At 46.9% G+C, this 23,677-nt stretch carries 24 protein-coding genes and 1 rRNA gene; 24 read left to right on the plus strand and 1 reads right to left on the minus strand.

The window, feature by feature from the left end:
• From rrf to rsmI, 10 genes are all read left to right on the plus strand, one after another.
• A 5S ribosomal RNA gene (rrf, locus tag KNP62_RS14675) occupies positions 1-87 on the plus strand; the annotation flags it as partial.
• 74 nt (positions 88-161) lie between these two features.
• Positions 162-1,583, plus strand: coding sequence for an aminotransferase class I/II-fold pyridoxal phosphate-dependent enzyme (locus KNP62_RS14680; protein ID WP_214786187.1), 1,422 nt, complete (start codon positions 162-164; stop codon positions 1,581-1,583).
• Between the two features lie 3 nt (positions 1,584-1,586).
• Entirely contained in the window at positions 1,587-2,225 is a 639-nt protein-coding gene (gene tmk / locus KNP62_RS14685) for a dTMP kinase (protein ID WP_214749810.1), read from the plus strand.
• Complete coding sequence (locus tag KNP62_RS14690) at positions 2,225-2,554, plus strand: cyclic-di-AMP receptor (RefSeq protein WP_031421800.1); 330 nt, start codon at positions 2,225-2,227, stop codon at positions 2,552-2,554. The genes tmk and KNP62_RS14690 overlap by 1 nt, the downstream gene beginning before the upstream one ends.
• A 14-nt stretch (positions 2,555-2,568) precedes the next feature.
• Positions 2,569-3,561 carry a DNA polymerase III subunit delta' gene (locus tag KNP62_RS14695; RefSeq protein ID WP_214749813.1) on the plus strand — a complete coding sequence of 331 codons (993 nt, stop codon included), beginning with the start codon at positions 2,569-2,571 and terminating at the stop codon, positions 3,559-3,561.
• Positions 3,562-3,567: 6 nt separating this feature from the next.
• Complete coding sequence (locus KNP62_RS14700; RefSeq protein WP_074036570.1) at positions 3,568-4,398, plus strand: PSP1 domain-containing protein; 831 nt, start codon at positions 3,568-3,570, stop codon at positions 4,396-4,398.
• A 23-nt stretch (positions 4,399-4,421) separates the two neighbouring features.
• Positions 4,422-4,757 (plus strand): DNA replication initiation control protein YabA, encoded by a 336-nt coding sequence (yabA, locus tag KNP62_RS14705; RefSeq protein ID WP_012727746.1) that lies wholly within the window; start codon positions 4,422-4,424, stop codon positions 4,755-4,757.
• A gap of 60 nt (positions 4,758-4,817) precedes the next feature.
• Positions 4,818-5,555, plus strand: coding sequence for a tRNA1(Val) (adenine(37)-N6)-methyltransferase (locus tag KNP62_RS14710; RefSeq protein WP_214697164.1), 738 nt, complete (start codon positions 4,818-4,820; stop codon positions 5,553-5,555).
• Positions 5,548-5,826, plus strand: a complete 279-nt coding sequence (locus tag KNP62_RS14715; RefSeq protein WP_074036574.1) for a GIY-YIG nuclease family protein — start codon at positions 5,548-5,550, stop codon at positions 5,824-5,826. The genes KNP62_RS14710 and KNP62_RS14715 overlap by 8 nt, the downstream gene beginning before the upstream one ends.
• Positions 5,798-6,667 (plus strand): 16S rRNA (cytidine(1402)-2'-O)-methyltransferase, encoded by an 870-nt coding sequence (gene rsmI / locus KNP62_RS14720; protein WP_214786189.1) that lies wholly within the window; start codon positions 5,798-5,800, stop codon positions 6,665-6,667. Before KNP62_RS14715 ends, rsmI begins: the two co-directional genes overlap by 29 nt.
• A gap of 16 nt (positions 6,668-6,683) precedes the next feature.
• Here the strand turns inward: rsmI and KNP62_RS14725 are convergent, their stop codons facing one another.
• Complete coding sequence (locus KNP62_RS14725) at positions 6,684-6,977, minus strand: transition state genes transcriptional regulator AbrB (protein ID WP_012727742.1); 294 nt, start codon at positions 6,975-6,977, stop codon at positions 6,684-6,686.
• A 330-nt stretch (positions 6,978-7,307) separates the two neighbouring features.
• Between KNP62_RS14725 and metG the strand changes: the two genes are divergently transcribed.
• The 14 genes from metG (at position 7,308) to KNP62_RS14795 (ending at position 23,676) form a co-directional block, all read left to right on the plus strand.
• Complete coding sequence (gene metG / locus KNP62_RS14730) at positions 7,308-9,266, plus strand: methionine--tRNA ligase (RefSeq protein WP_214786191.1); 1,959 nt, start codon at positions 7,308-7,310, stop codon at positions 9,264-9,266.
• 51 nt (positions 9,267-9,317) lie between these two features.
• Positions 9,318-10,085, plus strand: a complete 768-nt coding sequence (locus KNP62_RS14735) for a TatD family hydrolase (RefSeq protein ID WP_214786193.1) — start codon at positions 9,318-9,320, stop codon at positions 10,083-10,085.
• A complete protein-coding gene (locus KNP62_RS14740; RefSeq protein WP_214786194.1) occupies positions 10,082-11,368 on the plus strand; it encodes a 3D domain-containing protein in 1,287 nt (428 codons plus the stop codon). Before KNP62_RS14735 ends, KNP62_RS14740 begins: the two co-directional genes overlap by 4 nt.
• Positions 11,361-11,921: a ribonuclease M5 gene (rnmV, locus tag KNP62_RS14745; RefSeq protein WP_214786196.1), complete on the plus strand. Its 561-nt coding sequence runs from the start codon at positions 11,361-11,363 to the stop codon at positions 11,919-11,921. The genes KNP62_RS14740 and rnmV overlap by 8 nt, the downstream gene beginning before the upstream one ends.
• On the plus strand, positions 11,918-12,796 hold the full coding sequence (gene rsmA / locus KNP62_RS14750) for a 16S rRNA (adenine(1518)-N(6)/adenine(1519)-N(6))-dimethyltransferase RsmA (RefSeq protein WP_214786198.1): 879 nt from the start codon (positions 11,918-11,920) through the stop codon (positions 12,794-12,796). The genes rnmV and rsmA overlap by 4 nt, the downstream gene beginning before the upstream one ends.
• An 82-nt stretch (positions 12,797-12,878) precedes the next feature.
• Positions 12,879-13,115 (plus strand): Veg family protein, encoded by a 237-nt coding sequence (locus KNP62_RS14755; RefSeq protein WP_012727736.1) that lies wholly within the window; start codon positions 12,879-12,881, stop codon positions 13,113-13,115.
• Positions 13,116-13,215: 100 nt separating this feature from the next.
• A complete protein-coding gene (gene ispE, locus KNP62_RS14760) occupies positions 13,216-14,079 on the plus strand; it encodes a 4-(cytidine 5'-diphospho)-2-C-methyl-D-erythritol kinase (RefSeq protein ID WP_214786228.1) in 864 nt (287 codons plus the stop codon).
• 73 nt (positions 14,080-14,152) lie between these two features.
• Complete coding sequence (purR, locus tag KNP62_RS14765; protein ID WP_012727734.1) at positions 14,153-14,977, plus strand: pur operon repressor; 825 nt, start codon at positions 14,153-14,155, stop codon at positions 14,975-14,977.
• A gap of 140 nt (positions 14,978-15,117) precedes the next feature.
• Positions 15,118-15,417, plus strand: a complete 300-nt coding sequence (gene spoVG, locus KNP62_RS14770) for a septation regulator SpoVG (protein WP_214786200.1) — start codon at positions 15,118-15,120, stop codon at positions 15,415-15,417.
• Between the two features lie 184 nt (positions 15,418-15,601).
• Positions 15,602-16,957, plus strand: coding sequence for a bifunctional UDP-N-acetylglucosamine diphosphorylase/glucosamine-1-phosphate N-acetyltransferase GlmU (gene glmU, locus KNP62_RS14775; RefSeq protein ID WP_214786203.1), 1,356 nt, complete (start codon positions 15,602-15,604; stop codon positions 16,955-16,957).
• 45 nt (positions 16,958-17,002) lie between these two features.
• Positions 17,003-17,959: a ribose-phosphate diphosphokinase gene (locus KNP62_RS14780; protein WP_214697188.1), complete on the plus strand. Its 957-nt coding sequence runs from the start codon at positions 17,003-17,005 to the stop codon at positions 17,957-17,959.
• Between the two features lie 55 nt (positions 17,960-18,014).
• Positions 18,015-18,572 carry an aminoacyl-tRNA hydrolase gene (pth, locus tag KNP62_RS14785; RefSeq protein WP_214697190.1) on the plus strand — a complete coding sequence of 186 codons (558 nt, stop codon included), beginning with the start codon at positions 18,015-18,017 and terminating at the stop codon, positions 18,570-18,572.
• Between the two features lie 45 nt (positions 18,573-18,617).
• Complete coding sequence (gene mfd / locus KNP62_RS14790) at positions 18,618-22,145, plus strand: transcription-repair coupling factor (RefSeq protein WP_214786205.1); 3,528 nt, start codon at positions 18,618-18,620, stop codon at positions 22,143-22,145.
• Positions 22,129-23,676 (plus strand): polysaccharide biosynthesis protein, encoded by a 1,548-nt coding sequence (locus KNP62_RS14795; RefSeq protein ID WP_214786207.1) that lies wholly within the window; start codon positions 22,129-22,131, stop codon positions 23,674-23,676. Before mfd ends, KNP62_RS14795 begins: the two co-directional genes overlap by 17 nt.
• The last annotated feature ends 1 nt before the right edge of the window (position 23,677 follow it).

Below are 23,677 nucleotides of genomic sequence, written 5' to 3' on the forward strand. Positions count from 1 at the left end.
GTTCCCATGCCGAACACGGAAGTTAAGCGTCTCAGCGCCGAAAGTAGTTGGGGGATCTCCCCCTGTGAGGATAGGACGTTGCCAGGCAACAACGCAGTAGACGATCAAGCATATGCTTGATCGTCTTTTTTTCATAGTCAATAGTTAAGGAGGAATAACAGATGGCTCCTTCTCGGAAAAATCCTTTTACATTTCTAGAGACTCTAGAACAGCATGTGAGTGAACATCGCGTATCTTTTCACGTCCCGGGGCATCATAATGGTACCGTGACTGATCATACGTTACCGAGTGCATTTGCCAAGGTGATGCCATATGACCTGACGGAACTGGCACATTTAGATGATTTGCATGACGCTTCTGGGATTATCGATCAAGCTGAAAAAGCATTGGGTAAACTGTATGAAAGTAAAAGTAAGTGGCTCGTCAATGGTTCAACTGTTGGAAATTGGAGCATGCTTGCGGCAACTGTAAAACGTGGTGAGCGAGTATACGTTCAACGAAACTCACATAAGTCGGTCTGGAACGCAATTGAATGGCTAGGGTTAAAACCAATCCTATTAACACCTACAATTGAACGTGGCACAGGAATTCCAACCGTGGTGACATTAGAAACGATTGAACAGGCTGTTCAAGAATTCCCAGGAGGACGAGCCGTCATGTTAACGTCTCCTACGTACTATGGAGACATGGCTGATATTCGTGCGATTTCAAATTATTTGTTTTCACTTGAGATTCCATTACTCGTCGATGAAGCACATGGTGCCCATTTAATTCATCCTAAATTGCTTCAGCGTTCTGCGATTTTTGAGGGAGCGAGTGCAGTTGTACAGTCTGCACATAAAACGCTACCTGCATTGACGATGGGAGCTTGGATTCACTATAAAGAAGACATCGATGAAATTCGGTTAAAGCATGCATTATCTTCATTTCAGACATCAAGTCCTTCTTATCTTATTATGGCTTCATTAGACTATGCACGGTCCTATTTAGAAAGTCTTCTAACGGACGAAGCATGGTCTTCTATTCAAAAGAGTCATGCTCATTTTGTACTTGAGCTGAAGCGTGCAGGTTTTACTGTCAAAGTGGGGGACGATTTTACGAAAGTAACGGTCATGACGTATCCGAAAAATGGATTAGTCTTTAGTGAACATCTTGCATCAATCGGAATCGATATTGAATTAGCTGCAGTGGATCATGTGTTATTCTGTTTGCCATTAAGGGAAATAACAAAGCAGGAAATTGAGCATTGGATTAAATTAATTAAAAAGGCAGCTACACATGTGCCAATCATTGATGAGGATGAAACGATTTTTCCCTTCCCTCAAACAGAACGTGTATCTGAACTTTATACGTTAGTAGGGAATGAACAAGTGCAACGTTTATCTTTCAAACAAGCAATCGGATTTGTTTCAGCAGAAACGGTGATTCCATATCCACCAGGGATTCCATGGATTCTAAAAGGAGAACGGATTACCGAGGAAAAAATACGAGTGCTCCTAGAGTGGATTTCTTTAGGGAGGAAGCTTCAAGCAAGTAAGCATGTTATGATAGAGCAAATTGATGTTATTGTAGAGGAGTTTTAAAAAGTGAGCGGAATGTTTATAACGGTTGAAGGACCAGATGGATCAGGTAAGTCTACGCAACTTCAACTATTAGTCGAGAGTCTAAAACAAAAAGGATATGACATCGTTGTAACCCGTGAACCCGGAGGAACAACTGTGGGCAATCAAATCCGCGAAGTCTTATTATCCCCGGATCATCATGAGATGACGCCACGAGTGGAAATGATGCTTTATGCTGCTTCACGAGCACAGAATGTGGAACAAGTGATTCGTCCGGCATTGGAGCGAGGAGCAATTGTTCTTTGTGATCGCTTCATCGATGCATCTATTGCTTATCAAGGATACGGTTTACAATATGACCTTGATCAAATCCAGTCGCTGAATGAATGGGCAACGAACGGTTTGACACCGGATTTGACTTTTTTGTTTGATTTGAGCCCTGAAAGAGCGAGTACACGAATGAAAGATCGAGGGCAACTCGATCGGATTGAAAGTCGTGATCAAGCGTTCCATGAGCGTGTTTACGAAGGATTTCAAACGTTACTCAAACAGTACCCAGAACGAATTATCCGAATTGATGCCGATCAATCGATTGAATGTATTCAAGATGAGGTACTCGATTATACAATAGAACGATTACAACAAGGAGGCGTACAACAATGATGAAAATGGTAATTGCAATTGTACATGATAAGGATAGCGCACGTTTGTCTGATGCATTGGTCGAACAAGATTTTCGTGCAACGAAATTAGCTACAACAGGTGGATTTTTAAAAGAGGGGAATACAACGTTTATGATGGGTATTCCACAGGAACGCCTCGATGATTTAATGGATGTGATTCAATCGAACTGTTCGAGTCGTGATCAAATGATTACGCCAATCTCTCCAATGGGAGGACATGCTGATTCGTATATTCCTTACCCAGTCGAAGTACAAGTTGGAGGTGCGACTGTATTCGTCTTGCCGATTGAAGGATTCCATCAGTTTTAATGGGAGTTGGGCGTATGCGTTTTCAGGAATTAAATGAGTCGCAAACAGTGGTTGCTCGAATCATTCAAAATTCAATCATTTCGAATAAAGTTGGGCATGCGTACATCTTTTCGGGCGATTATGAACCCTACTTAATTGAAACAGCCACATTGTTTGCGAAAGCCTTGTTTTGTGAATCACCACAGGGAGCAGAACCGTGTGGAGTGTGTCGAAACTGTCGACGCATGGATTCAAAAAACATTGTTGACTATATCGAAGTGGAGCCGGATGGGGCTAGCATCAAAAAAGAACAGATTCAACAATTACTCAGTGACCTATCGTTACGAGGTGCTGAAGGAGATCGCCAAGTGTATGTCATCCATCAAGCTCATAAGATGACGACTCAAGCGGCAAATAGTTTATTGAAGTTCTTTGAAGAACCAGGTGTGGGGAAACTTGCTATTTTGGTGACGACACAACCACAGTTACTTCTTCCGACGATTCGTTCGCGAGCTCAACAACTTGCTTTTCGTCCGATTGACCGCGCGAAGTTAGCACAAACGATGTCAGAAGAATTGTCGTGTACGTACGATTTGGCTTACCTTGCTTTGACCGTTTATCCAAAATGGGATGATGCGAAAGAAGCAGTTGAGCAGGAGTGGTTTGTACAGGCGTATGGGCTAGTGGTACAATTAATTGAAGTATTGACGAAACGACCTCAAGAGTTGCTCTTGTTCGCCCAGGAAAAATGGTTAGGACATTTCAAAGGACGAAATGAGTTACGAGTTGGTCTCGAATTATTCGAACATTGGCTAGAGGAGGCACTTCATTTAAAAGTGCGAGATACGTATACTCCAAAGCTATTTAAGAACGAGGCTGCTTTATATCACGCATTTATTCAGAATCGATCTGTCTCTAAACTCACACATGCAATTGAAAGTGTGCATGCGGCAATTCGACGACTCGAGGCAAACGTCAATCCTCAATTAACTTTCGAACGACTTTCGTTCGATTTGCAGAAAGGATAGAAGCGCGTGCTTGAAGTAGTTGGAGTCCGCTTTAAAGAAGCGGGAAAAATCTATTACTTTTCACCAGGCGATGCAACGCTTAAACGTGGGGAACATGTCATCGTTGAAACGGTACGTGGCATTGAGTATGGCGAAGTCGTCCAAGTCGATAAAAAGCTCGGCGAAGATGAAGTCGTCATGCCGTTGAAGACAATCCTTCGCGTCGCGGACCAAAAGGATGCGGATATCGTACGCGATAATCGACTGGCAGCCGTTGATGCTCACGCCGTCTGTGAAGAAAAAATTCGAGAACATCAATTAGACATGAAGTTAGTCGATGTTGAGTATACATTTGATCGCAATAAAGTGATCTTTTATTTTACTGCCGAGGGTCGCGTCGACTTTCGAGAATTGGTAAAGGACTTGGCTAGCGTGTTTCGGACACGAATCGAACTCCGACAAATCGGTGTTCGTGACGAAGCGAAGCTACTAAGTGGGATTGGACCATGTGGTCGAGTTCTTTGTTGTTCGTCATTTCTTGGGGAGTTTGAACCAGTCTCCATCAAAATGGCCAAAGACCAGAATCTTTCGTTAAATCCGAATAAAATTTCTGGAGTGTGTGGTCGTTTGATGTGCTGTTTAAAATATGAGAATGACACATACGAAGAATTAAAACGCGATTTACCAGACGTCGGCAAGCGAATCAAAATTCCAGAAGGTGATGGTCGTGTAATCGGTCTCAACATTTTGGACCAACTTATTCAAGTTGAACTCCACGATCGGACGCGTGTCGTCACATATACGATTGATGAACTTGTTGAAGTGGGTGCGATTAAACGAAAACCGTCAAAACAGTGATGGGGTGCTGAGCAGTGGAAAGAATGGACAAAAAAGAAGTGATGATGCGTGTAGATGCGATCGAGCAACAGATGCAACTCTTGACGGAGCACTTAGGCGTATTAAAAGAACAGCTCGCCTATTTGCTTGAAGAGAATCAGCATATGTATCTAGAGAATCATCACTTGCGCGAAAAAGTCGAACAATTGGCAGAAGTTGATACGACAAATGGTGATTCACAAATCGCATTGTCTGGAAAAGGGCAGAACAATTTGGCTGCGCTGTATCAAGAAGGATTCCATATTTGTAACCTCCATTACGGACAGGTACGAAAAGATGGGGATTGTCTCTTCTGTTTGTCGATGCTCAATAAACATTAATACGGGGCGATAGATAGGGATTCCCTATCCGTCGCCTTTCTTTTATAGAAGGAGGAAACAATGGTAACGGTAAAGGATGGAGAGCGCCTCGATGATTTGCTTGGACGCCCTGGCAAGATTATTCAAAGTGACGATGTGTTCTCGTTTTCATTAGATGCGGTACTACTGGCAGAGTTTGTATGGGTACCGATTCAAAAAGGGCAATTGGTCGATTTGTGCGCCGGTACGGGAGCAATTCCACTTTTCTTGTCGTATCGTACAAAAGGAACGATTACAGGTGTAGAGATTCAATCGAAACTCGTTGATATGGCGAATCGAAGCATGGCGGTCAATCGCCTCGAGAATCGCATTCAAGTTGTAGAGGGGGACGTCAAAGCGGCAGCGGCACAACTCGGGCACGCTCGTTATGATGTGGTCACGTGTAATCCCCCGTATTTTCTAGCAAATGAAACGTCATTGCGGAATCAAAACGAACATCATACCATTGCACGCCATGAGGTGTTGTGCACGCTAGAAGATTGTATTAAAACGGCTAGTCAACTCGTCAAACCAGGAGGGAAAGTGGCGTTCGTGCATCGGCCAGAACGTTTACTCGATATCCTGACATTGATGCGTACCTACCGAATTGAACCGAAGCGAATGCAGCTCGTATATCCGAAAGCTGGACGCGAAGCGAATACGTTATTAATCGAGGGATCGAAAGATGGAAAAGCAGGTCTTAAAATTTTACCACCATTTGTTGTATATGAAGAAGACGATACGTATACGGAAGCGATGCGAGCCATTCTCGATGCCTAAACATTATACGTATATCGTGGAATGTCAGGACGGGACGTATTATACAGGCTATACAACGAACGTGGAAAAGCGAATCATTGCACATAATGCCGGGAAAGGAGCGAAGTATACGAAAGCTCGACTTCCCGTACGACTTCGGTATGTGCAATCGTTCGATACGAAACGGGAGGCCATGCAATACGAATGGTCCATTAAACAATTGACCCGCGCGCAAAAAGAGAAGTTGATGGAGGGGACGACTAATGAATTCACAGAAGAGTTATCAAACTGAACAACCAACATTGTATGTCGTACCAACGCCAATCGGCAATTTGGAAGATATGACATATCGAGCGGTGCGAACGCTTCAAGAAGTGGATTTGATCGCAGCGGAAGACACTCGCCAAACGATGAAGCTTTGTCGCCATTTTGAAATTCCAACAAAACTGATTAGCTATCATGAACACAATAAAGAAGTAAGTGGACCGAGACTGATTGAAGATTTGTTAGCTGGAAAGTCAGTTGCGGTTGTTTCGGATGCTGGAATGCCTGGTATTTCAGATCCGGGGAGTGATCTCGTACGGTTAGCCATCGAGACAAACATTCCAGTGGTCGTCTTACCAGGTGCCAATGCAGCACTTACGGCGTTGGTTGCTTCAGGTCTTCCGACAGAACGTTTCCTCTATTACGGTTTTTTACCACGTAAAAAGAAAGATCGCGTCGATGTCCTCGAGTCGATTCGATATGAGCAGGGTACGATTATTTTCTATGAAGCCCCTCATCGATTAAAGGAGATGTTAACGGCGATTCGACAAGTGTTTGGTAACCGTCAGCTTGTATTAGGTAGAGAGTTAACCAAAACGTTCGAAGAGTTTTTGAGAGGATCAGTCGATGAAGCGTTACAGTGGTGCGAAGGTGAAGTACGCGGAGAGTTCGTCGTTCTTGTGAGCGGTGCGACAGAAGCGGCACCTACGACAATGTGGTGGGAAGCGCTCTCTGTCTATGAACATGTTGTTCATTATATAGAAGAGGGATTGAAGCCAAACGCGGCCATTAAACAGACCGCAAAAGATCGTGGTGAATCACGAAACGATGTCTATGATGCGTATCATCAACTGCACAAAAAAGAGTAAGCAAGGAAATCCTTGCTTACTCTTCGCTGTAGTAGTTTTCGAGCATGTTCTTCAATTCAACGAGAACACGTTGTGCACCTTCTGGTGACAAGATAAGTTTGCCATCTGCCAATTTGAAGTTATCGTCTGATACTTCACCTGTAACTTGGCAAGTCATGTTTGGCTTATATTTTTTCAAAACGATTTGATCGTTGTCGACGTAAATCTCGAGAGCATCTTTTTCTGCGATCCCAAGTGTACGGCGCAATTCGATTGGAATAACGACACGACCAAGCTCATCAACCTTACGAACAATACCTGTAGATTTCATTTGTGTTTCCTCCTCCAATGGTGTCGAAATCTCGTGGTGACATGAATCGTCAAAATTCGACAATGTGACTACAGCAAAAAGCATACTAAACTTTCCAATTGCAGTCAACTGCTTACTATCTGGAAAAGCAATTTTTCGAAATTTGTCGAATCAAGAGCGATATATACCTAAATTTCCCCGATAGTTTGAACTTGAAACAAAGAAAGGGTATTTTTGGAACATTTATGACGAATTAAACGCAAAATAATTCCAAACAATTAGGTTTGGAAATTCTTTTGTCGAACCGTGTATAATGAGAATTGCATATGTCGAAAGGATGGAGAATAAATCATGGCGAAGCCGACTTTTTATATTACAACCCCAATTTATTATCCGAGTGCAAAATTGCATATCGGACACGCATATACCACGGTAGCAGGTGATGCGGTTGCTCGCTACAAACGTTTAAAAGGATTTGACGTCCGCTATTTGACGGGAACGGATGAGCATGGTCAAAAGATTCAAGAAAAGGCGAAAGAAGCAGGCGTGACGCCACAAGCCTTCGTCGATGAAGTTGTCGAAGAAATCAAAGTCCTATGGGACCGTCTTGAGATCTCATACGATGATTACATCCGTACGACAGAAGACCGTCATAAGAAGGTTGTCGAACACGTCTTTGAAACGTTACTTAAAAATGGAGACATTTATCTTGGTGAATACGAAGGATGGTATTCTGTACCAGATGAGACGTATTATACAGAGTCTCAGCTTGTCGATGGAAAAAGTCCTGACAGCGGACATCCGGTCGAGCTCGTGCGTGAAGAGTGTTATTTCTTCCGTCTCAGCAAATATGCGGATCGCTTGATTGAATATTTCGAGTCACATCCTGATTTCATTTTGCCAGAATCTCGTAAGACAGAGATGATCAATAACTTCTTGAAGCCAGGTCTTCAAGATTTAGCTGTATCACGTACGACGTTTGATTGGGGCGTACAAGTCCCATCGAATCCAAAACACGTTGTTTACGTATGGGTCGACGCGCTCACGAACTATATCTCGTCACTCGGGTACGGGACAGACAACGACGAGCTCTTCAATCGCTATTGGCCGGCTGATGTCCATTTAGTCGGAAAGGAAATCGTTCGTTTCCATACGATTATTTGGCCAGCTCTCTTGATGGCGCTTGACCTTCCGTTACCAAAACAAGTGTTTGCGCATGGTTGGTTGCTCATGAAAGACGGGAAGATGTCGAAATCAAAAGGAAACGTGGTGGATCCGATTCCGTTGATTGACCGCTACGGATTGGATTCTGTTCGTTACTACCTTCTTCGTGAAGTACCATTCGGAGCAGACGGTACGTTCACACCGGAAGCGTTCGTCGATCGCTTGAACTTTGATTTAGCGAACGATCTCGGGAACTTATTGAATCGTACCATCGCGATGATTAAAAAGTATTTCGATGGGAATATCCCGGCGTACACCGGAAATGTCACAGCGTTTGATGACGCGTTATTGAGCATGGTGAAAGAAACGACTCGTAAAACAGAAGAAGCCATGGAACACATGGAGTTTTCGGTCGCCCTCACAAACATCTGGCAACTCGTCAGCCGTGCGAATAAATATATTGATGAGACGCAGCCGTGGGTACTCGTGAAAGATGAATCGAAACGCGAAGAACTCGCTTCTGTCATGACACACCTCGCGGGCGTACTTCGTCACGTTGCCATCATGATTCAACCGTTCATGACACGTGCACCGAAAGAAATGTTCCGTCAACTCGGACTCGAAGGGGAAGACATGTCTTGGGAAGCGTTAGAGACGTTTGCCGACTTCAATAACGCTGTCGTGACAGACGGGACACCAATCTTCCCACGTCGTGACGTGAAGGAAGAAGTGGATGCGATCCAAGAAATGATGCGTCAAGCATCGAAAGCGCGGATTGAGGAAACGGAGACAGCGACAGAAGAAGTCGATGAAGACGTTCGTCCTGAAATCACGATCGATGTCTTTGATCAGGTCGAATTCCGTGTCGGTCAAATCGTAGAAGCCGATAAGATCAAAAAAGCGAAAAAACTGTTGAAACTTCAAGTTGATCTCGGGAAAGAGACGCGTCAAATCGTGTCAGGTATTGCTGAATGGTATGCCCCTGAAGATTTAGTTGGCAAGAAAGTGATTGTTGTCGCAAACTTGAAACCAGTCAAGCTCCGTGGAGAATTATCACAAGGGATGATTTTAGCTGCGGACCGTGACGGCAAGTTAGAACTTGCGACAGTCTCTGATCAAATGCCGAACGGTGCCATCGTCAAATAATGAAATGGGGGAGACCACGGTCTCCCTCTCTTTTTCTAAGGAGGAACCAAGATGTTGATTGATACACACACGCACATTAATGCGGAGCAGTTCAATGAAGATGTGGAGGAGACGATTGAGCGGGCAAGAGAAGCCGGCGTTTCTCCGCTACTCGTCGTCGGATTTGATACGCCGACCATCGACCGAGCCATCGAGCTAGCCGAAACATATGAAGACATCTATGCCATCGTCGGATGGCACCCGGTCGATGCGATCGACTGTACGGATGCGGATTTAGAACGGATCGAGACACTCATGAGTCACCCAAAAGTGATGGCACTCGGTGAAATCGGTCTCGACTATCATTGGGATAAGTCACCGAAAGATGTACAACAGCGCCTATTCCGTCAACAGATTGCCATCGCGAAACGGACAAATATGCCAATCGTCATCCATAACCGCGAAGCAACGGCAGACGTGCTCGATATTTTGGAAGAAGAACATGCAGAGGAAGTCGGTGGGGTCTTCCATAGTTACAGCATGTCAGTAGAACTTCTCCCTCGTTGCCTAGACTTGAACTTCTATATTTCTTTAGGAGGACCGGTCACGTTTAAAAATGCGAAAGTTCCAAAGTTAGTCGCACAAGAAGTACCGTTAGATCGTCTTCTTGTCGAAACGGACTGCCCATACTTGACGCCAACTCCGTTCCGCGGAAAACGAAACGAACCGGCCTATGTGAAGTACGTTGCGGAAGAAATCGCGTCACTTCGAGACATCTCGTATGAGGAGTTGGCAGAAGCGACGACGGTCAACGCGAAGAAACTGTTCCGCCTCCCATGATCAAGCGTGTATTCGCCAGTATAGGCGTGATTGTGACTGCGTCTGTCGCATACGTCATGTTGCAACCTGAACCAATCAAGGTCATCGATGACGGCGTGGTAATTGAGCATGAGACACGGGCCGATTCCGTCCTCGAGGTACTCGAGGAATTGAATATCACGTTAGACGAAACGGATTATGTTACTCCGGCATTGAGCGAGGACGTTCCGGAAGATCGTCTCATTCGAATCGAACGTTCACATGAGGTCTCGCTTCAAATCGGATACGGACAAACAGAAGTCATTCAAACGAGAGAGCGGACCGTAGAGGATGTTTTACTGCGGTACGGGGTGACTGTACGAGACGGAGATACGGTTTATCCGTCTGTACGTACTGCTGTGACGAATGGGATGACAATTCGCTACCAGCCTGTTGTTGGAGTCAATTTAATCGTCGGGCAAGATGCGTCAACCATCTATACGATGGCAACGGATGTAGCACAGTTACTGAGGGAAGCGAATGTTGACGTGACAGAACGTGACACGGTGCTACCAGACGCATCGACACCGATACGGGAAGGAATGACGATTACGGTCAATACGAATCGTGATGTCGTTCAATACGAGAGTCAATTGATTCCGTACGATATGGTCGAGGAAGAAGACGACACGCTTGAAGAAGGTGTGAAGCAAACCGTGCAGGTCGGAGTTCCTGGACTCGAACGGACAAGGTATGCACTTACTGTGGAAAATGGTACAATTACAAATCGTACGAAAACGGATGTCGAGACGTTACGTAAAGCAATGCCACAGATCATCAAAGTCGGGACGAAAAAGGTCACAGAGCCCGTTACAGAGCCTACGACAGCGGACGAGTCGAGCCCGTTCATCCCGGAAGCTGAAGTCGAGATAGCAGAGCCACCGAAAACGGACGATGTGTTAGATTTCTCATCCGCGAAGCAGTTACTCGTAGAAGCAACAGCTTATACGAACAATCCAGAAGACACGGTGACGTATGACGGACGAGTACTGACAAGAAGCGGTTATGATGTGACGGATACGATTCTCTTTGAGGGCATGCGCATCATCGCCGTCGACCCGGCCATCATTCCTCTCGGTACCCGCGTGTATGTGGAAGGGATTGGCATGGCGATTGCGCTAGATACGGGAAGTGCGATCAAAGGTCAAAAAATCGACATCATGATGGATGAAAAGGAGGAGGCCGTGACGTTTGGTCGCAAGCCGCTTACCATTTGGGTCATTCCAAAGCAGGAAGAAGAGAAAGAAGGAACAGACAATGCGTGAGAAAATACAAGAAATTATCGTCGTAGAAGGGCGTGACGATACGGCGCGGCTTCAGGAAGTGTTTGAGGTCGATACGATTGAGACGAATGGCTCTGCCGTATCCAATCAGACGATTGAACGAATTCGCCGTGCGCAAGAAAAGCGTGGGGTCATCATTTTGACCGATCCGGATTATCCAGGAGACCGTATTCGAGCAATCGTCGAAGAGCGGGTCAAAGGGTGTAAGCATGCCCATCTGCCACGTGCTGAGGCAAAAGGAAAACGTGGGAAAATCGGAGTGGAACATGCGAGCCCGGAGTCGCTTCGTCGTGTTTTACGCGCCGTGTTTGAACCACGTGTTGAAACGAACCAGCCGATTGTCACGCGAAAAATGGTGTTAGACGCGGATTTGATCGGTGGAGAAGCGGCAGCGAAACGTCGGAAGCGACTCGGTGTATTGCTTCGAATCGGCGAGCCGAATGCGAAACAATTCGTGAAACGAGTCGAAGCACTCGGCGTCACAGTCGAAGAGTGGGAGCAAGCACTTGCTCAATTAGAGGAGGAACAGGGTTGAAAGATATTGCAACAATCCAACGAACGAAAGCCATTTTAGAGCGACATGGTTTTTCATTTAAAAAATCGCTCGGTCAAAACTTTTTAATCGATTTAAACATTTTAAGTAAGATTGTCGGTGCGGCGGAACTCAGCGAATCGAGCGGTGTGCTCGAAATCGGTCCTGGAATCGGATCGTTGACAGAACAATCGGCCAAGCGTGCCAAGAAAGTCGTAGCGCTTGAGATTGACCAGCGTCTTTTGCCGATTCTGGAAGATACGATGTCTCCGTATCCTCACGTGAAAGTCATCCATGGAGATGCTTTAGAATTAAATTTACGCGAGATTGTGGAACAGGAATTTTTGAAAGAAGGCATTGAAGACATCTCGGTTGTTGCCAACTTACCATACTATGTCACCACACCGATTATCATGCGATTGCTTGAAAGTGGTGTGAAATTCCGCTCGCTCGTGATGATGATTCAAAAAGAAGTGGCAGAACGGATTGGGGCAAAACCTGGGACGAAGGCGTACGGTTCGCTATCGATTGCGATTCAGTATTATGCAGAGGCCGAAGTCAGTTTTGTCGTTCCAAAGAACGTGTTTATTCCGGCACCGAACGTCGATTCGGCAGTCATTACACTCCGTATGCGCAAAGAGCCGGCGGTGCAGGTGAAAGACGAAGCCTTTTTCTTTGATATCGCACGCGCAAGCTTCGCACAACGCCGTAAAACCATTCTGAACAACTTAACAAACTATATTGGAAAAGAACAAAAAGTCGAACTTGAACGCGCTCTTCTTGAGGCAGGAATCGATCCGAAACGTCGGGGAGAGACGTTAAGTCTAGAAGAATTCGCACGATTGTCTGACACAATTTTACCACTTAAAAATAGTTGACGACCTTAAAACGAGTCGTTATAATGTTAAACTTTATTTTCATATTCAATTATGCTATACTTGTAACAGTGAGGTGAAGCGTATGCCAAAGACGTTACAAGAAATCAGACAGAAACTCGAATCGCATGTTGGTGAACGATTGACGTTGAAAGCAAACGGCGGTCGTAAGAAAGTCGTTACTCGGTTTGGAACGCTCGTTGAGACATATCCTGCGGTGTTCGTTGTGAAATTGGATGAAGACCTGCATAATGTGGAACGTGTCTCGTATAGCTACGCTGATGTCCTAACGGATACAGTTAAAATTGAATTCGGCAATTGATTTATAAATGAGGGGCGGATGCATTGGCAGCTGCTTCTTTTTTTGTGCGCCTGTTTACGGTACAATGTCGAACAGGAGACAAATGGGAAGGGTGAACGTGATGCGCACGATCAGTGTGAAAGCGCCGGCAAAAATTAATTTGACGCTCGATGTCCTCGGAAAGCGTCCGGACGGCTATCATGAAGTAGAAATGGTAATGACGACAGTCGATTTAGCAGACCGCTTAGAGTTGACGATTTTAGATTCGGATGAGATTCGGATTCAATCAGAGCACGCCTATGTGCCGAATGATCATCGGAACTTGGCATATCGTGCAGCAGAGTTGTTGCGGGAACGTTTTAATATTCAACAAGGTGTGGAGATTGTACTCGATAAACAAATTCCAGTGGCAGCTGGGCTTGCTGGTGGCTCGAGTGATGCGGCGGCGACGCTTCGTGGGATGAACGAGTTATTCTCTTTAAACTTGTCATTAGAGGAACTAGCAGAGCTCGGTGCGGAGATTGGGTCTGACGTTTCATTTTGTGTCATCGGTGGGACAGCCATTGCTCGAGGTCGTGGTGAACAGTTAGAAATGATTCAGGCACCGCCGCCATGCTACGTCGTACTCGGAAAGCCCAAGCTAGGAGTATCGACTGCAGATGTGTATCGCGCCGTGCGTATGGATGAAGTTCATCATCCGAACACAGGTGCCATGGTAGAAGCGATTCGTCAAAAAGATTTTCATGGGATTTGCGAAAATCTTGGAAACTCGCTCGAGAGTGTGACGCTCAAGCTTCATCCGGAAGTGAAACAAATCAAAGAAACGATGCGGCATTGTGGGGCAGAAGGTGTTCTCATGAGCGGTAGTGGACCGACTGTCTTTGCGCTCATTGAGCATGAGCAAAAGGCTCATCGCATCTATAATGGTCTAAAAGGATTTTGCCCAGAAGTGTTCGTCGTTCGGATTCTCGGCAAAAGACATTGAACAAAAACGAATGAAAGTGATATATTCTCAATAGAACATTCGTTTATTATTGAAGATGTGAAGGAGAATCCGTATGAAAATTCGTAGAAGTGGTCGTCTCGTCGATATGACCCGTTATTTGCTTGACCATCCGCATCAGCTTGTCTCGTTGTCGATGTTTTCAAGTCGCTATAAAGCTGCAAAGTCGTCGATCAGTGAAGACCTTGTCATCGTAAGTGAAATGCTGTCTCATGACGGGATCGGAAAGCTTGTGACCGTTCCTGGTGCAGCGGGCGGCGTCATGTTTATCCCAGGCTGGAGTAAAGAAAAATCGCTTGAGATGATTGATACGCTCTGTGAGCAATTATCAAAACCGGAGCGTCTCTTACCTGGGGGCTATCTCTACCTCACAGATGTACTAGGCAATCCGAGTCAGGTGAAACCGATGGGACAAGTCTTTGCGTCTGTATTCGCCGATCGTAAAGTCGACGTGGTCATGACGATTGCGACGAAAGGGATCCCCCTTGCTTATGCCGTCGCAGAACAATTAGGTGTACCATTCGTCATCGTTCGTTCAGATAGTCGTGTAACGGAAGGATCGACGGTCAGTATCAATTATGTATCAGGTTCTTCGAAGGCGATTCGCACAATGGCGCTCGCACGTCGTAGCCTGCCACGTGGGGCGAACGTGCTCTTGATCGATGACTTCATGAAAGCGGGGGGAACGATTCGGGGGATGATGAGTCTCTTGAATGAATTCGAAGCAAACCTTGCGGGTGTTGGTGTCTTGATGGAAGCAGAAGGCGCCGAGAAGAAGATGGTCAGCGAATACGTCAGCTTGATGAAATTGACGAACGTCGACCCAGATGAAGGTCTTGTCACCATTTCACGGGGGAATGTGGAACAGTTCCTAAAATGATTGGCAAAATTTTGATTTCGATTTATGATTAGAGGGTATAGAGTTATCAATATCGAGTCATGACGTTCGTTCGAAACCAACTGAACCTTACAGAAGACCACACCATGGCATAGACAACGATGAAAAAGGGGATGCGAAACATGCAGATCACAGACGTAAAAATTCGCAAAGTCGCGACAGAAGGCAGAATGAAAGCGTTGGCCTCAATCACACTTGACCATGAATTCGTTGTACATGACCTTCGAATCATCGAAGGGAGTAGCGGTCTATTTGTCGCCATGCCGAGCAAACGGACACCAGAAGGTATTTTTCGGGACATCGCGCATCCGATTAACGGGGAGATGCGACAGAAAGTTGAAGCGGCTGTATTGGAAACCTATTCCAAAATGGAAGTGGATGTACTGGACGCCCAGCACGTGTCGTATGGCACGAATGAATGACAGCAAACAGCGGTTAGGTTACCTACCGCTGTTTTTTTGCGTTTCATTGGTTAAGGAATGGTACAACTATTGAAACGAAGGCATGGTTTCGATATAGTAGAAACGGTGTAAATAGGATTTAGTTGCAGAAAAGCCGAACTATACAGACCAATCACAGCTGTTGTGAGATAGGAGCGAATGAAGAATGGAGCGTTTTGCAGTCATTTTGGCAGCAGGAAAAGGGACGCGAATGAAGTCAAAGCTTTATAAAGTACTTCATCCGGTTCTAGGAAAACCGATGGTCGAGCACGTTGTCGACCAGTTAGACCAAATCGGTGTCAGTCGTCAAATCGTAATCGTTGGCCATGGGGCGGAAGCGGTACAAGATACGCTCGGCACACGAGTGGAATATGCGGTCCAAGAAGAACAACTTGGAACAGGGCATGCTGTTCAAATGGCGGAATCAGAGCTTGCGGGTAAAGCAGGGGCGACACTTGTCGTCTGCGGAGATACACCGTTACTAACGGCAGAAACGTTGGAAGCCCTTCTCGCTCATCACGAAGCGCAACAAGCGAAAGTTACTGTGTTGACTGCGATTGCAGATGATGCGACAGGATACGGTCGTGTCGTTCGTGGTGAAGATGGGAACGTGACGAAAGTCGTTGAGCATAAAGATGCTTCTGAGACAGAACTTGCCATCAATGAAATCAATACGGGAACGTACGTGTTCGATAACGAGTTATTGTTCGACGCGCTCAAACAAGTCGGAAACAATAACGCGCAAGGCGAATACTACTTGCCTGACGTCATCTCGATTGCAAAAGAAGCTGGCGAAGTTGTCGCAGCACATACGGCGCCAACGTTTGATGAGACAATTGGGGTCAATGACCGCGTTGCCTTGTCACAGGCGGAAGCAATCATGCGCAAACGTACGAACGAACGTCTCATGCGTGAAGGCGTCACGTTCATGGACCCGGCATCGACGTATATTTCTCCAGATGTGATGATTGGTTCGGATACAATCATCTATCCGGGTACGGTTATCCTTGGGAAGACGACAATTGGTTCGGAATGTGTCATCGGACCGAACTCAGATATCCGCAACAGTGTGATTGAAGATCATGCTGTCGTGCGTCAATCTGTCGTGACAGATAGCAAAATCGGTGAAGCGGCTCAGGTCGGACCGTTCGCTCACTTACGTCAACAAGCTGTACTTGGTGCGAACACACGCGTCGGAAACTTCGTCGAGATTAAAAAATCGTCGTTTGGTGACGGTGCGAAAGCTTCGCACTTGAGCTACATCGGGGATGCGTCAATCGGCGAACGTGTCAACTTAGGTTGTGGATCAATCACGGTAAACTATGACGGCAAGAACAAGTTCGAGACAGTGGTAGAAGACGATGCGTTCGTCGGCTGTAACGTCAACTTGATTGCCCCGGTAAAAGTCGGAAAAGGTGCGATTGTCGCAGCCGGTTCGACGATTACGAATGACGTACCAGAAGAGGCGCTCGCGATTGCACGTGAACGCCAAACGAATAAAGAAGGTTACACAAAACGATAACTTGCTGCCAATCATTATGGAAAACGATGGAGGAGAATCCTAAACATGTCTACTGTATACGAACGAGAAATTCGTCTATTTAGCTTAAACTCGAACCGCCCGCTTGCTGAAGAAATCGCGAAAGAAATTGGTGTCCCGCTCAGTGATTGCCAAGTCAAACGTTTCAGCGACGGTGAACTCTATATCAACATCGAGGAAAGTGTTCGTGGAGATGATGTGTATGTCATCCAATCAACAAGCTCACCTGTAAACGAAACGCTCATGGAATTGCTCGTCATGATCGATGCACTCAAACGTGCCTCTGTCCGTACGATCAACATCGTGATGCCGTATTACGGGTATGCACGTCAAGACCGTAAAGCGCGTTCGCGTGAGCCGATCACGGCGAAACTTGTCGCTGACCTTCTGACGGTAGCAGGTGCGACACGCGTCATCACAATGGACTTGCATGCAGCGCAAATCCAAGGATTCTTCAATATTCCGGTTGACCAATTACTCGGTGTGCCGCTCATCTCGACGTACTTTGAAACAGAAGAGTTTCAAGCGAAGGATATCGTGGTTGTCTCTCCAGACCACGGTGGCGTGACACGTGCACGTAAATTGGCAGAACGTTTGAAAGCTCCGATCGCCATCATCGATAAGCGTCGTCCGAAAGCGAACGTCGCTGAAGTGATGAACATCGTCGGAAGCGTTGAAGGGAAAACAGCAATTTTGATTGATGATATCATCGATACAGCGGGAACGATCACGCTTGCAGCGGATGCAATCGTCCAAGCTGGCGCGAAAGAAGTGTATGCGTCTTGTACGCACCCAGTCCTTTCTGGTCCAGCGATGGAGCGTATCGACAACTCATCAATCAAAGAATTGGTTGTTTTAAATACAATCGATTTGACGGGTCGTCCATGCTCGAGCAAAATCAGACAGATGTCGGTTGCCCATTTGCTTGGGGAAGCGATCATGCGTGTCCACGAGCACAAATCGGTCAGTACCCTATTCGATTAAAAAACGAGGCCCGGAGGCATTCGCCTTTGGGCTTTTTTGTTCAGGAGGAAATGATATGAAATGCATCGTCGGTCTTGGAAACCCTGGTAAAAAGTTTGAGATGACCCGACATAACATCGGTTTTTTGGCAATTGATCGCCTCGCTGAAAAGCATGGGATCTCGCTGAATGAAGCGAAGTTTAACGCCCTTATGGGAACGGGAAGAATCAATGGTGAACGCGTTGTACTTGTTAAACCCCTTACGTATATGAACTTATCGGGTGAAGCCGTCCGTCCAATTTTAGATTATTATAAGATTGAGATTGACGATTTACTTGTCATCTATGACGATTTGGATATGGTGCCAGGAAAACTGCGCTTCCGTCCGAAAGGGAGTGCAGGTGGTCACAACGGAATCAAATCGCTCATTCAACATTTAGGGACTGCAGAATTCAAGCGATTGAAACTTGGGATTGGACGTCCTCCTCATCCGATCAAAGTCGTCGACTGGGTGTTGATGAACTATCGGAAAGAGGACTTGCCGGAGTTGAACGAAACACTCGACAACGCCGTAACCGCAGCCACTGATTTCGTAGATACAGATTGGCTAGCGCTGATGAATCGATACAACTAAAGGGTCATAGCACCCTTTTTTGTCGTATGAGTTGGAGGAAAACAAATGAATGCTTTAGAGAGATTTATGGTGGCGCTCCCGGAGACGAACGTGATTCGTGAGCGGCTACAAAAAGTAGATCGTCAATTGGTGACGGGACTGACGACAAGCGCGAAAGCTCTCGTCCTCGCAGGACTTGTGAAATCGTCCTCGAGACGTCTCGTCGTCGTGACACATAACATGTATCAAGCACAAAAGATGTTCGATCAACTCGAATCACTCATCGGACCGGACAAAACATTGCTTTATCCGATTGATGAGACGCTGGCCGCTGAACTGTCGCTGACGTCTAGTCCTGAGCTGTTGGCCGCTCGAATCGATGCCCGTACTCGTCTCCTTGATCAAACAGGAGGCGTCGTTGTCGTGCCGCTCGGTGGATTACGACGCTATATGCCGAGCCCGGAGGCGTGGCAACATAGTCGCGTTATGCTAAAGCCGGGAAGTAATCTCGAGTTGGCAGACTTTGCGAAGCAATTGACAGATATGGGGTATGAACGAACAGCGACCGTGACGACGCCTGGCGAATTTTCCGTACGAGGCAGTATTTTGGATGTCTACCCGCTCACAGAAGCGCGTCCGTATCGGATTGATTTATTTGATACCGAGATCGATTCTATTTTCACGTTCGATGCCGAGACGCAACGTTCGCTCGGTGTGGTAGGGGAAGTGTGTATCACGCCTGCCACCGAGTTCATCGCCACTGACGATCAGTTGAAACAAGCCGGGCGTTCACTCCGAAAGCAATATGACCGGACCGTCGAGTTGATTGAGAACGAAGTGATTCGTCAAGCGCTTGAGGAAGGAGTCGTAACAGACATCGAGCGCTTAGAGCGTGGTGATTTCCCGGATAAAGTTGGAAAGTATTCGCCACTCCTTTATACATCGACGCTCTTAGACTATGTTGGCAAAGACGCCGTACTTATTTTAGATGAAGTGGCGCGAATCGATGATGCCGCGGACGTACAGGAGCGGGAAGAAGCGGAATGGTTCTCTTCACTCATCGAAAAAGGGGAGGCGGTCAGCAATTACACGCTTGCTGTCCCGATGCACAAAGTGTTTCGTGACTTGAAACAAGTAGCGTTCTCGCTACTTCCATCTCGTCGCTCCGGGATTCCGGAAACCGCGACGGTACATTTGAGCTGTCGTCCACTCCCGGCATTTCATGGGCAGATGCATCTGTTAAAGCAAGAAGTGGAACGCTGGCAACAAGGGGATCAACGCATTGTCGTGCTTGCGGGAGACAAGTCACGCGCGGACAAGATTGAAGCGCTCCTTTCAGACTACGGCATTCATTCAACGTTCACGAATGTCGATGGAGAATTAGAGCCGAGACGCGTATCCGTCATCATCGGTCAAATCGAAGGTGGGTTTGAATTGTCGACGAGTCGTCTCGTCGTCGTATCAGAAGAGGAATTGTTTAAACGTGTGACGAAACGGAAGCGTCAGACGAAGAACTTAACGAACGCAGAACGGATTAAGAGCTATCAAGAGTTGAAGCCGAACGACTATGTCGTCCATGTGCATCATGGGATTGGGAAGTATTTAGGCATTAAAACCATCGAGGTCGGAGGGATTCATCAGGACTATCTCCATCTCGTGTATGCCGGTGATGATGCGCTCTATGTGCCGGTCGATCAAATTGATCTCGTTCAAAAATATGTCGGCGCCGAAGGGAAAGAACCGAAGATTTATAAACTCGGAGGCACCGAGTGGAAGAAAGTTAAATCGAAAGTCGCCAAGTCGGTTGAAGATATCGCAGATGAGCTCATTAAATTATATGCGGCACGAGAAGCTTCGGTCGGATTTGCATTTCCACCGGATGATGAAGAGATGGGGCAATTTGAATCCTCCTTCCCTTATGCTGAGACAGAGGACCAGGTCCGCTCAATTGCTGAGATTAAAGCAGACATGGAACGTTCACGTCCGATGGATCGACTTTTATGTGGAGATGTCGGCTATGGGAAAACGGAAGTGGCAATCCGAGCGGCATTCAAGGCGGTGCTCGCCGGAAAACAAGTTGCGTTTCTCGTCCCGACGACCGTCCTCGCCCAACAACATTATGAAACGATGCTCGAGCGATTCAGTGAATTTCCGATTAACGTTTCTGTCATGAGTCGTTTCCGCTCAAAGAGTGAGATGACTGCGACGAAGAAGGGCTTGAAGGAAGGGACGATTGATATCGTCGTCGGGACACACCGAGTGTTGTCAAAAGACGTGACGTTCGCGAACCTCGGTCTCGTTATCATCGATGAAGAGCAACGGTTCGGCGTCAAGCATAAAGAGCGTCTGAAGCAATTGAAGACGAACATCGACGTACTCACGTTGACGGCTACTCCGATTCCGCGAACGCTTCACATGTCGATGATTGGAATTCGCGACTTATCTGTGTTAGAAACACCACCAGAGAACCGCTACCCGGTTCAGACGTATGTCATGGAATATGACGGCATCGTCTTGCGTGAAGCGTTAGAGCGTGAACTTGCTCGTGGAGGACAGGCGTTCTTCCTCTACAACCGTGTCGAAGGCATCGAGCGGAAAGCGGAAGAGATTCGGGCCTTATTGCCTGAGGCACGTATCGCGACAGCACACGGGCGTATGACCGAGAGCGAACTCGAGAGCCAATTGATCAGTTTCCTTGAAGGGGAAGCGGATATTTTAGTCTCGACGACGATTATCGAGACGGGAATCGACATTCCAAACGTCAATACACTCATTGTCCATGATGCTGACAAGATGGGACTTTCCCAACTGTATCAACTTCGTGGTCGAGTCGGACGTTCGAATCGAATTGCGTATGCTTACTTCACGTATCGAAAAGATAAGCGCTTGACCGAAGTGGCAGAAAGTCGTCTTCAAGCCATTAAAGAATTCACCGAACTCGGAAGCGGCTTTAAGATCGCGATGCGCGACTTGTCGATTCGAGGTGCCGGTAACTTGCTAGGTGCACAACAATCTGGATTCATCGATTCAGTCGGTTTCGACCTGTATTCTCAAATGCTCTCCGAAGCAATCGAGGAACGGAAAGACCGGATGCGTGGACAGGCGAAACAAGTCGTCTTCAAGCCGGAAATCGCCTTCCAAGCGGATGCCTACATCCCGGACGACTATTTGTCGGATAGCGAACTGAAGATTGAGATGTATAAGCGTTTCAAATACGTCGATACACCAAACGCGTTGTTTGCCTTGCAAGACGAATTGATTGAGCGATTTGGTGAATTCCCAGAACCAGTCGCCCTTCTCATTCAACTGACACGTCTACGGATTTACGGAGAACTGGCGAAAGTGAGCCGAATCAAACAAACGCCTGGACGGATTGAAATTGTCTTATCGAAAGATTCGACGACAGCCCTCGATGTACCATCCTTTATGGAATGGACGATGCCGCTCGGTCGTAAACTAGGAATCGGTCAAGAAGACGGAGCCTTGAAATTGTCACTCAGTGGTCGAATGCCACTCACAGAGCTCTTGAATGATGCCGATACTGTATTAGAAGAACTGACGAAGCGGTTGGTGGGCGATGCGGTCGCCAAGTAAGTTTGCACAAGGAGTCGTCCTGTTCGCCCTTGCCGGTTATGTCTCTAAACTGATCAGCTTCGCGTATCGCGTCCCATATCAAAACTTGGCGGGTGACTTTGGACTCTATGCTTATCAAACCGTCTATCCGTTCGCTGCGATTGTCGCATCGCTCGGAATTTATGCGATGCCGGTAGTCATTGCAAAAATAGGAGTCGGCGCGAAGGGGTCGAACCAGAAGCTAGAAGTGTTATGGAGCAGTTTTTATGCGTTGCTTCTTCTTTCTATCACGCTTGTTGTCACGATGTGGATCTTCGCCCCGACACTCGCGATGTGGCTCGGGGATGAACAGTTAGCCCCGGCGCTTCGCGTAATCAGTTTGAGTTACTTACTCATGCCGGCGTCCGCCGTGTTACGTGGTGCCTTTCAATCAAGGGATGATTTACGACCGAGCGCGTGGTCGCAAGTGTTAGAAAATTTTGTACGCGTGACGGTCATGCTGTCGCTCTTATGGATTGGCGTACGTCTTGGAAAAGATGCATACACGCTCAGTCAATACGCGTATGGCGCGACGCTTGTCGGTGGGGTTGTGGCGATTGCCTTTTTAATCTATCAGGCGCGCGGCCTACGAATCGTAAAAGTACGACGTGTCACGTTTCAACATGGATTGCGTCTATTGTTGACGACAGGGCTCGCGGTCGGATTTGCCTCGCTTGGAATCTTATGGATGCAACTCGTCGACTCCTTTACAATCGTCAATTTAATGGGGGGGACGTACGAGGCGAAAGTGAGCAAAGGCGTGTTCGACCGGGGATACCCACTTGTCCAATTTGCAATCCTGTTCGCAACGACCATCGGTATGGCCAACGTCCCAACACTCGTCCGACACTATCGAGCGGGACATCTGCAAAAAACGACACAAGGGCTCCGTTCGATGATTCGGGTGACAACAGCCATTGCGGGTGCTGCGACCGTCGGATTGATGGGGGTGATGTTTTTCTTAAACGTTGCCTTGTTTGAAGATGGGTCAGGTACGCGGGCGCTCGTGTTATTGGCAACGAGTACGTTTGCGGCATCGTTAGCGATTACAAGCATGACTTGCCTTCAAGCAATCGACCGTGAATGGATTGCGGCTCGCAGTATGATTATCGCGATTTTGGCAAAAGGTGTCGTAAACGTGGGGCTTGTCCCCTTCTATGGGATTGAAGGGGCGGCCATCGGTACCTCACTCGGCTTTTTGGCGATGGCGTTCTATAACTTTCGGGCGCTCGACCGTTCGATTCCGCTCGGGTCGTTTCGGTCGAAGCATTACAAATCGCTATCGAAAGCGCTGGTGCCCATGTTATTACTCGTTGCCGTGTTAAACTGGGTTGGTCAGATGTGGGTCGATTCGCGAATCGCAGCCTTCGGATGGTTAATCGGGATGGTATGTAGCGGAGCCGTCCTTTATATATGGAGATTATGGAGCACGCGAATGCTATCACTTGCGGAATGGGAGTTCATCCCGTTCGGTGGTCGCCTCCTCGATGTGCTCGAAAAAAAGGAGAACTAGT

Origin of the sequence: Exiguobacterium sp. s183 (assembly GCF_018617655.1) — a bacterium.
GTDB lineage: Bacteria > Bacillota > Bacilli > Exiguobacteriales > Exiguobacteriaceae > Exiguobacterium > Exiguobacterium aestuarii_A.